The 10904-nt window shown below is 70.0% G+C and carries 11 protein-coding genes; 1 reads left to right on the forward strand and 10 read right to left on the reverse strand.

The window, feature by feature from the left end:
• Window positions 1-102: 102 nt before the first annotated feature.
• The 4 genes from QWY76_RS01445 to QWY76_RS01460 all read right to left on the reverse strand — a co-directional run bounded on the left by QWY76_RS01445 (window position 103) and on the right by QWY76_RS01460 (window position 4948).
• The gene (locus QWY76_RS01445; protein WP_290309337.1) at window positions 103-1779 is read right to left on the reverse strand and encodes an AMP-binding protein; all 1677 of its coding nucleotides are present in this window, start codon (window positions 1777-1779) and stop codon (window positions 103-105) included.
• A gap of 99 nt (window positions 1780-1878) precedes the next feature.
• The gene (locus tag QWY76_RS01450) at window positions 1879-2658 is read right to left on the reverse strand and encodes a class II glutamine amidotransferase (RefSeq protein ID WP_290309338.1); all 780 of its coding nucleotides are present in this window, start codon (window positions 2656-2658) and stop codon (window positions 1879-1881) included.
• Complete coding sequence (locus tag QWY76_RS01455; RefSeq protein ID WP_290309339.1) at window positions 2651-4489, reverse strand: vWA domain-containing protein; 1839 nt, start codon at window positions 4487-4489, stop codon at window positions 2651-2653. Before QWY76_RS01455 ends, QWY76_RS01450 begins: the two co-directional genes overlap by 8 nt.
• 9 nt (window positions 4490-4498) lie before the next feature.
• On the reverse strand, window positions 4499-4948 hold the full coding sequence (locus QWY76_RS01460; protein WP_290309340.1) for a hypothetical protein: 450 nt from the start codon (window positions 4946-4948) through the stop codon (window positions 4499-4501).
• Window positions 4949-5020: 72 nt separating this feature from the next.
• Between QWY76_RS01460 and QWY76_RS01465 the strand changes: the two genes are divergently transcribed.
• The gene (locus QWY76_RS01465; RefSeq protein ID WP_290309341.1) at window positions 5021-7135 is read left to right on the forward strand and encodes a S9 family peptidase; all 2115 of its coding nucleotides are present in this window, start codon (window positions 5021-5023) and stop codon (window positions 7133-7135) included.
• A 12-nt stretch (window positions 7136-7147) separates the two neighbouring features.
• Here the strand turns inward: QWY76_RS01465 and QWY76_RS01470 are convergent, their stop codons facing one another.
• The 6 genes from QWY76_RS01470 to QWY76_RS01495 all read right to left on the reverse strand — a co-directional run.
• Window positions 7148-7594 carry a YcgN family cysteine cluster protein gene (locus tag QWY76_RS01470; RefSeq protein ID WP_290309342.1) on the reverse strand — a complete coding sequence of 149 codons (447 nt, stop codon included), beginning with the start codon at window positions 7592-7594 and terminating at the stop codon, window positions 7148-7150.
• Window positions 7595-7733: 139 nt separating this feature from the next.
• Window positions 7734-8036 (reverse strand): YcgL domain-containing protein, encoded by a 303-nt coding sequence (locus tag QWY76_RS01475; RefSeq protein WP_290309343.1) that lies wholly within the window; start codon window positions 8034-8036, stop codon window positions 7734-7736.
• The gene (gene rnd / locus QWY76_RS01480) at window positions 8033-9163 is read right to left on the reverse strand and encodes a ribonuclease D (RefSeq protein WP_290309344.1); all 1131 of its coding nucleotides are present in this window, start codon (window positions 9161-9163) and stop codon (window positions 8033-8035) included. The genes QWY76_RS01475 and rnd overlap by 4 nt, the downstream gene beginning before the upstream one ends.
• A gap of 29 nt (window positions 9164-9192) precedes the next feature.
• Window positions 9193-9798: a recombination mediator RecR gene (gene recR, locus QWY76_RS01485; protein ID WP_290309345.1), complete on the reverse strand. Its 606-nt coding sequence runs from the start codon at window positions 9796-9798 to the stop codon at window positions 9193-9195.
• Window positions 9799-9950: 152 nt separating this feature from the next.
• Window positions 9951-10277, reverse strand: a complete 327-nt coding sequence (locus QWY76_RS01490; RefSeq protein ID WP_290309346.1) for a YbaB/EbfC family nucleoid-associated protein — start codon at window positions 10275-10277, stop codon at window positions 9951-9953.
• Between the two features lie 52 nt (window positions 10278-10329).
• On the reverse strand, window positions 10330-10904 hold a 575-nt coding region (locus tag QWY76_RS01495; RefSeq protein ID WP_290309347.1), incomplete at its 5' end, for a DNA polymerase III subunit gamma/tau C-terminal domain-containing protein.

The raw sequence follows: 10904 nt of genomic DNA on the forward strand, positions 1-10904 counted from the left end.
GTCCCTCAGGCCTGTGCCTTCTGCGGCTGCTCGTCGCGCAACTGGCGACGCAGAACTTTCCTGAACGAGATGGCGTCCTGGGCAGCCCGACGGCCCTTCGCCTCAGGCCTGTGCCGTCTGCGGCTGCTCGTCGCGCAACTGGCGACGCAGGACTTTCCCCACATTGGTCTTGGGCAACTCGTCACGGAATTCGACGAAGCGCGGTACCTTGTAGGCGGTGAGTTCGTTCTTGCACCAGCGACGCAGGGCCTCGGCATCGAGGTCAGGATCCCGAGCCACCACGAACAGCTTGATCGCCTCGCCGCTGTCGTCGTCCGGCACGCCCACCGCGGCTGACTCCACCACCCCCGGGTGCATGGCCACCACGTCCTCGATCTCGTTGGGATACACGTTGAAGCCCGAGACGAGGATCATGTCCTTCTTGCGGTCGACGACGCGGATATAGCCATCCTCCTGGAGGACCGCGATGTCGCCGGTACGGAACCAGCCCTCATCGTCGATGGACTTGGCGGTCTCCTCATCGCGGTTCCAGTAGCCCTTCATGACCTGGGGGCCCTTGACGCAGAGCTCGCCGGGTTGGTCGCACGGCAGCGCCCGATCCTCCAGGTCCACGACCTTCACCGAGGTGCCGGCCACCGGCCGGCCGATGGTGCCGAGCTGGATGGCGTCGACGGGGTTGAAGCTGACGATCGGCGAGGTCTCGGTCAGGCCATAGCCCTCGGCCACCGGGCAACCGGTGACCTGCTCCCAGCGCTGGGCCACGGCCCGAGTCAGGGCCATGCCGCCGGAGATGGTCAGGTGCAGCGAGGAGAAGTCCAGCCGGCGGAAGTCCTCGCGGTTGCACAGGGCATTGAACAGGGTGTTGAGCCCCACGAAGCCGGTGAAGCGCAGCGATTTCAGCTCCTTGACGAAGCCGTCCAGGTCGCGGGGATTGGTGATCAGCACCGTGTGGTTGCCGGTCTCCATCATGAACAGGCAGTTCACCGTGAAGGTATAGATGTGGTAGACCGGCAACGGCGCGATGATGGTCTCCTCGCCGTCCGTGAGCCCCTTGCCGATCGCCTGGCGGGCCTGGAGCATGTTGGCCACCAGATTGCGATGGGTCAGCATGGTGCCCTTGGCGAGCCCGGTGGTGCCTCCGGTGTACTGCAGGGCGGCGATGTCCTCGGCCTCGCGCTGGACATCGCGATGCTCGAGCCCCGCCCCGCGCTTGAGCACGTCGCGGAAGGCCAGCGCCGCCGGCAGCCGATAGGACGGCACCAGCTTCTTGACGTACTTGACCGCCGCATTGATCAGTTGGCGCTTGGGAAAGCCGTGCAGGTCGGCGAGTTGGGTCACCACCACGTGCTCGATGTCGGTGCGCTCGAGCACGTGCTCGAGCTTGTCGGCCATGTTGGCGAGGATGACGATGGCCCGGGCCCCGGCATCCTTGAACTGGTGGGCCATCTCCCGCTCGGTGTAGAGGGGATTGGTATTGACCACCACCATGCCGGCGCGCAGGGCGCCGAACACCGCCACCGGGAACTGCAACACATTGGGCAACTGGATGGCGATGCGGTCGCCGGGCTTGAGGTCCGTCTCGTGCTGCAGCCAGGCGGCGAAGTCGCCGGACAGGCGATCGAGCTCGCCATAGCTCAGGGTCTGGCCCATGCAGCTGAAGGCCGGCTTGTCGGTGAAGCGCCGGATGGAGGCATGGAAGACATCCATCACCGACGAATAGGCCTCGGCATCTTCCAGCGCCGGGCCGCTGAGGATCGCGGGGCTCGCTTGCTCGCTCATGGCATTCTCCACACTGTGTTCGACCTGGCGGTCGATCCTTGTTGTTCTTGGCCTACCTTATACCAGCGGCTTGCGCGCTGTAAAACGAACGATTGAAACTCACGTTTTATAACGACCCTGGATCTCGCCACCCCGCCAGACCAGCAGTTCGCCGGGCTGCATGCGCACCCAGTCCTCGTTGTCGGTCAGCGGCTCGGTGGCGATCACCGAGACCACATCGTCGGGGGTGGTGTGCTCGGCGAAGTTCACCGCCAGCTCGGCATCCGAGAGACTCGCCTTGCCGAACGGCGCCCGGCGGGTGATATGGGCCAGCTTGGTGGAGCAGAAGGTGTAGAGGTAGTCGCCGTCGGCCAGCAGCAGGTTGAACACGCCGAGGCCGCGCAGTCGCTCGCAGAGATCATGCAGGTGCTGCCACAGCGCCTGACGGTCCGCCGGCGGCTCCGGGAAGCGGCGGCGCAACTCGCCCATCAGCCAGCAGAAGGCGTGTTCGCTGTCGGTCCCCCCCACCGGCCGATAGAAGGACAGCGGCAGGGTCTCCCAGCCGCCGAGCTGGCCATTGTGGGCGTAGCACCAGGGTTGGCCCCACATCTCCCGGGTGAAGGGATGGGTGTTGGCCAGTCGCACCTGGCCGACGTTGGCCTGACGGATATGGCTGATCACGATATGCGACTTGATCGGATAGTCGCAGATCAGCCGGGCGATGGGCGAGTGTAGAGAAGGATGCGGGTCGCGGAAGTCGCGATAGCCGCCGGCCTCGTAGAAGGCGATGCCCCAGCCGTCGCGGTGTGGGCCGGTGCCGCCGCCGCGATGCAGGAAACCGGTGAAGCTGAAGCAGATATCGGTCGGCACGTTGGCGCTCATGCCCAACAACTCACACATGCGGTTCCTCCCGGGAATGAGGGTCGGAACGGCTCCGCAGACGCCGCCAGAGGATCAGGATCAGCAACAGCAACACCCCCAGCAGGAGACCGCCCCACAGGCGCGGATCGTCGCGGAGGCGTGCCGCCAGGCGCTCGAGACCGGGCCGGCCGGCCTGCCACCAGTCACGCAGCCTGGCCGGGGCGGCATTGACGGCCTCGACGAAGCGATCGGCGAGATTGGGCTCCGGCGCCTCGTCGGCCCCATCGTCACGCTCGCCGAAACGCTCGGTGGCCAGGGTCGGGCCCGCCATGTCGGTCCGGCCGATGCCCACCCGGGCATCGGGGTTGAGGATCAGCCGTGGCAGGCGCAGCTCGCGGGTCTCCCCGTCCAGGGTAAGGGTCGCCGTGAGCAGCAGCGGCTGACTCACCGCCTCGTCCAGCGGCGGCAGCGGCAGGTGCCAGCGGCTCTCCTCCACCGCCTCGGCCTCGAGGCGCTGGCCGCGCAGGTCTCCGCGGATCACGGTGTTGTCGCGGTTGAGGCGTGGATGCTCGGCGACCAGCACCACGCGACCGGCGCCCGGATCGTGGGCGACACCGATGGCCGGCAGCACGTTCACCGCCTGGCTGCGCTGGCGTGCGAAGCCCTCGCCCTCGGCCCGGATCACCAGCCGGGCATTGCCGGTCAGGGCCGGCGCCGGGAGCCGCCCGCGGTAACGCCCTTCGTCATCGCCCTCGAGGGTCACCGAGGCCTGCACCTCGCCGTCGAGGTCACGCAGGCTGGCGGTCAGGGTGGGGGCGTCAGGCAGGGCCTGGGCGCCCGGCGACCGCGCCAGCCAGGCCTCCACCGGCACCGCGAAGCCCCGGTAGAGGGTGGCCGGCAGCGGTGCGGTACGCAGGTGCCAGGGGGAGCTCACGCTGATCCGGCTCTTCTCGCCCACCGGGCCCTCCAGGCGCCACTCCCCGGGCGCCGGGTCCGGGATGCGGATCAGGTCGAAGCGCGGCTCCACCTGCCAGCGCACGGCGTCCGGTGCCGTCTCGGCCCGGTAGCGGCTGCCATCGGGGGTCACCAGGGTCAGCGGGGGCGCGCCGGGCTCGTGGAAGATCAACGCGGAGAGACTCTCCACGCCGTCATCCACCAGGAAGCGTCCGCCCTCCAGCGGCAGCCGGTCGGCGGGGAAGATGCGCTCGAGGATGTCCAGGAAGGCGCCGAGCAGCCCGTCCGGAGAGGTCGCCACGCTGGCCAGGCCGCCGGTTTGCTGGGCCAGGCGCTCGACCAGGGCCAGGTCGGCCTCATCGGAGAAGGCGATGGCATGGATCGCCACGCCCTGATCGGCCAGCGCGGGCGCCAGCTCCTCCACCAGGCGCTGACGGGACCGGCGGTCGATGGCCGGCTTGGCACCCTGCGACGGCGACAGGTCGATGACGCCATCGGTCATCAGGATCAGGTGGCGCCAGCCGTTGGCCTCGGCGCCGGCGGCCTGGCGCAGCGCGGCCTCGATATCGGTGTACTGCTGGTAGTCCTGGAGCGCCGGCGGCAGGGACAGGGCGCGCTCCCGCCAGTCTTCCGAGACCTCCCCCAGCGGCAGCGGGTTGTCGACCGTCTCGCCGAAGGTCCAGACCCCGGCGCTCACGCCCTCCGGCAGCAGCGACACCAGCAGATCCATGGCGCTCACCGCCAGGCGATCGGGATCGTTGGTGCGCATGCTGCCGGAGACATCGACGACCACCCGCACGTCGGGCCGCTCCTCCGGCGCCTGGGCCGGGGCCGTCGTCACCATGCCCAGCAGACAGGCCAGCCCCAGCAGCGCTGCCCCCGCGGCTCGCCTCCTGTACCTCCCCGCTCTGGCCATCGAGGTTCCTTAGCCGATCACCGGCTCCCGTCGTTCGTCGCCGCCGCCCCGGTGGCCCCGTGAGGCCGACGCGTCGCCGTCGTCGTGCCTGGCGCCACGCGCGGCAGGCCGCGCGGTGTGGCGACCGCGGCGGCACAGCAGCAGGCCGACCAGGGCCCCGATGCCCGCCGCCACGGTCACCAGCAGCAGGGGCGGCGCCATGGCCCCGAGATCGCCCTCGAGGAAGGCCAGGCCGCCCACCACCACGGCCGGGGCGAGACCGGTGTAGAATTCCCCCTCTTCCATCAGCGGCAGCCGGAAGCTCGCCGGTACCCACATCATCCCGGCCACCGCCCAGGTGATCATCAGGCGTGGCAGGCGCGGCAGGACGGCCAGGCCCAGGTAGCCGGTCCCCAGCACCACCAGCGACAGCAGCGCGTAGCTCAGCCATAGTAGGGACATCGAATCCGAAATCAGCATCGGTACCTCGTCTTCACGGCCTCACTGGCCGCACATTGTTGAATTCACACTGAGTATGGTACATCCCGCACCATGAAAGCACAGCCACCTAGCGATCGGGACCGCGTCCCGACGCCTCTCCCGTCCTCCCCCGTGCAGCATTTCCGGCGCCAGGACGATCCCCAATGGCACTGGCTGGAGAACCGCGACGACCCCCGGGTGCCGGCCTTCCTCGAGGCCGCCAATGACCAGTCGCGGGGCTGGTTCGCCCCCCTGGACGATCTGACCGAGCGCCTCTACCACGGTCACCTGGCGCGTCGCGAGCTGGCCGTCCGGGGCCTCCCGACGGCACTCGACCACTATACGGTATGGAGCGAGACGGCGGTGGATGCCGACCATCCGGTATGGTGGCGCCATCCCAACGGCCGGCCCGAGGCCGCCGAGCCCTTCCTCGACCTGGAGAGCCGTTCCCGGGCGCACGCCTTCTACGAGGTCGGCGACATGGCGCTGTCCCCCGACGAGGCCTGGCTGGCCTGGACGGAGGACACCCGCGGCGACGAGACCTTCACCCTGCAGCTCAAGCGGCTGCCTGATGGCGAGCCGACGGTGCTGCTCGAGGCGATCGGCCCCGAACTGTGCTGGGCGGAGGATGGCACCACCCTGCTGTTCACCCGCTTCGATGCCACCCAGCGCCCCGAGAGTATCTGGCGACAGTGCCTCGCCCTGGACGCCGGCTCCCCCCACCCCAGCGGCGAGCCGGTCCTGGTGCTGCGGGAGGACGATCCGGAGTTCTGGCTGGGCCTCGGCAAGACCCGCTCCCGGGCCTGGCTGATGCTGGAGTCCGCGTCCAAGGACACCAGCGAGGTCCAGCTGGTTCCGGCCCGGGCCCCGGCCACGCCGCCGCGCCTGTTCCGGGCCCGGGAGCACGGCGTCGAGTACGCCATCGACCATCGACCGGGGCACTTCTACGTGCTGCACAACCGTCAGGCCCCGCACTTCTGTCTCGACCGGGTCGACGAGGCCCGTCCCGACGTCGAGGGCGAGCGGCTGATCGCCCATCGAGACGACACCACCCTGGAGGGCATCGATGCCTTCGCCTGGGGGCTGGTGGCCACCGAGCGGGATCACCGGGAGGCCCAGGTGCGGCTGCGGGTGCTCGAGTATGACGAGCGGCACGCGTGCCGGCGCGACGAGCGCCTGCCGCTGCCCGAGACGCCCTGCAGCCTGGCGCTGGGCGATGCCCCGCACTTCGATACGCGACGCCTGCGGCTGCGTGAGGAGTCCTTCACCCTGCCGGTGACCTGGGCGGAAGTCGACCTGGACGACGGCAGCCGCCGACAACTCAAGCGCCAGGCCGTGCACGGCGACCTGCAACCCGACCAGCTCGCCTGCGAGCGGCTCTGGGCCCGCTCCCACGATGGCGAGCGCATCCCGGTCTCGGTGGTGATGCGCGCCGACCTGGTGGGCCACCCGCTGCCGACCCTGCTCTACGGCTACGGCGCCTACGGCGAGGTCCTCGATCCCTGGTTCTCGGTGGCGCGGCTGGAACTACTGGCCCGCGGGGTGGCCTTCGCGGTGGCCCATGTGCGGGGCGGGGGCGATCGGGGCGAACCCTGGTACCTGGCCGGCAAGCTGGAGCACAAGGCCAACAGCTTCCAGGACTTCCTGGCCGCCCGCGACGCCCTGGTCGCCAAGGGCGTCAGCGACGGCGAGCGCATCGTCGCCTACGGGGCCAGCGCCGGGGGGCTGCTGGTGGGCGCCAGCCTCAACCTGGCACCGGAGCGGTTCTGCGCCGCGGTGCTCGACGTGCCCTTCGTCGATGTGCTGCGCACCATGGAGAATCCCGACCTGCCGCTGACCACCGCCGAGTACAGCGAGTGGGGCAACCCCCAGGACCCGGCCGCCCGTCGCCGCATCCGCGACTACTCGCCGCTGGACAACCTGCCCGATGCCCCCTGGCCACCGGTATTCCTCCAGGGCAGCTGGCACGACACCCGGGTGCCCTACTGGGAGCCGGCCAAGCTGTATGCCCGCCTCACCGAGCTGGCGCTGGCCCACGACGGCCCCGAGCATCGCCCCACCCTGCTGCGCACCGACATGGAAGCCGGCCACGGCGGCGCCTCCGGGCGCTTCAAGAGCTGGCACGACAACGCCCGCCAGGACGCCTTCATCCTCTGGGCACTGGGGGTGGAGGGCCGCGACGCCTAAGGAGCGCCGGCCTCAGCCGTCGATGGGCAGGATGGCGATGATGTGCTCCTCGAGCTCCTCGTCGGGGACCTCGGCCTGGGACACGGCAAAGCTGCGCACGCTGATGCCCTTGCGATGGACCCGCTCGGGGTCGCCGGAGATCAGCGGGTGCCAGCCGGCCAGCTTGCGCCCTTCCGCCAGCCGGCGATAGGCGCAGGAGCCGGGCAGCCAGCGGAAGTCCTCGATGCGCTCGGGGGTCAGCTGCTGGCAGTCCGGCACCCTGGCGAAGCGGTTGTCGTAGTCGCTGCAGTGGCAGCTGCCGATATCCAGCAGCTGGCAGGCGACGTTGAGGACCGCCAGGTCGCCCTCGTCGTCCTGGAACTTGAGCAGGCAGCACTGACCGCAGCCGTCGCAGAGCGCCTCCCACTCCTCCTCGGTGAGCGCGTCCAGCGGGAAGCGCTCCCAGAACCGTTCTCTCATGTTCTCTCCTCCGCGGCGTCGCACGCGACCCCGCCGTTCGCGCGGCATCGGACGCCATGGATCACGCACGGCAGCGGGCGCGATGGATGACGCGCGGCGTCGGGCACGATGGACCACGCACGGCAGCGGGCGCGATGGACTAGTAGCGGGCCTCGGTGGGGGTGCGATAGAGGTCCAGCAGGTACTCCTCCTTGGCCGGGGGCATCTGCAGGTAGAAGCCCTTGTCGGCGATGGCGGCCATCACCGCGGCGGCGCTGGTGCGGGCCAGGGGCTTGTCCGGGGTGAGGATCAGCGTCATGGCGGGCAGCGGCGTGCCGAAGCGCGCGAGCAGCGCCTCGGGCACGTCCACGAGGCCGCGGCGCTTGTCCACGTAGAGGTACATCTCGTCATGGCGTGCGCTCTTGAAGATCTCGCACAGCAGCTTGCCGTCCAGTGTCGTCATGCGGCTTCCCCCACCTCGTTCAGGGCACGTTCCAGGGCCTCGGCGAGCCGCTCGCCACGCCACCCGGTGGGCAGCGGCAGGGGCTCGCCCTTGAGTTGCGCGCTGGCCAGGGCCTCCAGCTCGCGGCGACGCAGCAGCACCTCCGGGGCCATGCCCAGCTCCTCTGCCGCGGCGCCGACCACCTTCTTCATGGCCTTGATGCGCTTCTTGAAGGCCGGGTCCAGGGGCGATAGCGGCGCCGCCGGCAGGCTGTCGTCATCGGCGTGGCGCGCCTCGCGGACCAGCGCCAGCAGGCTGTCGCCCTCACGCTTGACCAGCGGCGGCTTGATGCCCTCCACCCCGGCCAGCTCATAGCGATTCTCGGGCATCCGCTCGGCGATGGCATACAGCAGCTTGTCGCTGACCAGCCAGCTGCGCGGCAGGTCGCGGCGCCGCACCTCGCCCTCGCGCCAGGCGGTCAGCCGTCGATAGGCCTCGATCTGGCGCGGCGAGAGTCGCCACAGCTGGCGCTGGCGCAGGTACCACTGGCCGTCCGCCTCGTCGCTGCGCACCTGGGCGAGCAGCTCGGCACAGTCCTCCTCCAGCCAGGCCAGTCGGCCATGACGGATGAGCGCCTCGCGTTGGCCGGCCCAGACGTCCAGCAGGTAGACCACGTCCAGGGCGGCATAGGTCTTCTGGGCCTCGGAGAGCGGCCGCTCCAGCCAATTGGAGCGCGTCTCGTCCTTGGGCAGGGTCTCGCCGACCCAGAACTCGACCAGCTTCTGGTAGCCCATGGCGGGGACCTCGCCGAGCAACGACTGGGCGATCTGGGTATCCACCAGCGGCGCGACCGGGCCCCCGGCCCAGTGGGCGAGGACCTCCAGGTCCTCGCTGGAGGCATGCAGCAGCTTGAGCGGGCCCTCGGCCAGCAGGCGCCGGAAGGCCGGCGTGCAGGCCACCTCCAACGGGTCGACCAGGTACGCCGGGCCGCCGGCGCAGAACTGGATCAGCGCCGGCACGGGATGGAAGGTCCGCTCGCGGAAGAACTCGGTGTCCAGGGCGATGACATCGGCCCGGGCCACCTCGGCACAGGCCGCGTCGAGGGCCTGGGGGGAATCGATCCAGCGAATCTCGGGGGTCAGGGGCATGCGGGATTCCGGGGGATGGTGGGCGGCGGTCACTCGCCCTGGAAGGGCAGGCGACCGGTGAAGGCGCGGCTCAGGGTACCGCCATCGACGTACTCGAGCTCGCCGCCCATGGGCACGCCGTAGGCGAGGCGCGACAGCGTCACGCCCTGGGAGGCGAGCTGGGCGGCGATGTAGTGGGCGGTGGCCTCGCCCTCCACGGTGGGGTTGGTGGCCAGGATCACCTCGGTGACGGCGCCCTCGGCCACCCGGGCCTCGAGCTGGTCGAGGCCGATGTCCTCGGGGCCGATGCCGTCCAGCGGCGAGAGGTGGCCATGCAGCACGAAGTAGCGCCCCTGGTAGCCACCCGCCTCCTCGATGGCGAGCTGGTCCGCGGGGGATTCCACCACGCACAGCACGGCATCGTCGCGTCGGGCGCTCTCGCAGAGCGCGCAGACGACCTCCTCGGTGAGGGTCCGACAGCGCCGACAGTAGCCGACCTCCTCGAGGGCCACGCCGAGTACCTCGGCCAGCCGCCGGCCGCCGTCACGGTCACGCTCGAGCAGGTGCATGGCCATGCGCTGGGCGGTCTTGGGCCCGACGCCGGGCAGCACCCGGAGCGACTCCATGAGTCGCTCGACCAGGGGGGAAAAGCTCATTGGCAGCGTCTCACTGGCTCTGGCTGACACTCGGGCGAGCGATGATCAGGCAAGGAAAAAATCCTCGGAAAAACGGAGTTTACATGTAGGAAATGAGTATTTTGAGAGGCCTTTTAACGCCGCTTGATCGAGCGCAGCCGGTTTCAGCCGAGTCAGAAAGGCATCTTGAAGCCCGGCGGCAGGTTCAGTCCGGCGGTGGCCTCTTCCATCAGCTGCTTGGAGCTGGCCTCGACCTTGCGCACAGCGTCGTTGACCGCCGCGGCGAGCAGGTCCTCGAGCAGTTCCTTGTCCTCCTCCATGACGCTCGGGTCGATGTCGACCTTGATCACGTCGTGGCGGCCATTCATGGTCACCTTGATCATGCCGGCCCCGGCCTCGCCCTGGACCTCGGCCTTGGCGACCTCCTCCTGGGCCTTCTGCATCTTCTCCTGCATCTCCTGGGCCTGCTTCATCAGGTTGCCCATTCCACCCTTCATCATGGCGGTATCCTCTCGATTGAATGATCGTGCATCGTGTCGTGGTGATGACCGGTCAGGGGCGTGCCGGCGCGTCGGCGGGCTTGACGCTGGCCTCGATCAGGCGCGCCCCGAAGGTCTGCTGCAACTTCTGTACCTGCGGGTCGGCCCGCAGGGCTTCAACCGCCTGGGCATGCCGCTCGGCGGCGAGACGCTCGGCGCGCTGGCGAGGCGTCTCGATGTCCTCGGGCAGCGGGCCGTCGACGATGGTCAGGCGGCGCTCGACCCCCGCCGCCGCCAGGGCCTCGCGGATGCGCTCCACGTGGACCTCGGCCTGCATGGCCGCCTGGGAGGGGTCGAGCCGCAACGTCAGCAGGCTGCCGTCATCGGCTTCGACCACGCAATGCGCCGCCAGGTTGCGCGTCAGCCCCGACAGCCCCAGCGCCTCGAAGCCATGCAGCCAGGCCCCATGGGTAAGCTCGCCCGTGCCGGCCTCGCCCGCCAGGGCCGGCTCGCGGCTCGGCGTCGCCGCGGGCGTCTCTGGTGGCGACGCCGGGGTCGACGGCTCGGCGACCGGGGCCTCCACCGCCGGCGTCGCGTCGACCGGCGTCTCGGCGGCCGGCGCGTCCACCTGGCTCGGCGGGTCCGCCG

Origin of the sequence: Halomonas maura, assembly GCF_030409305.1 — a bacterium.
Lineage (GTDB): Bacteria > Pseudomonadota > Gammaproteobacteria > Pseudomonadales > Halomonadaceae > Halomonas > Halomonas maura.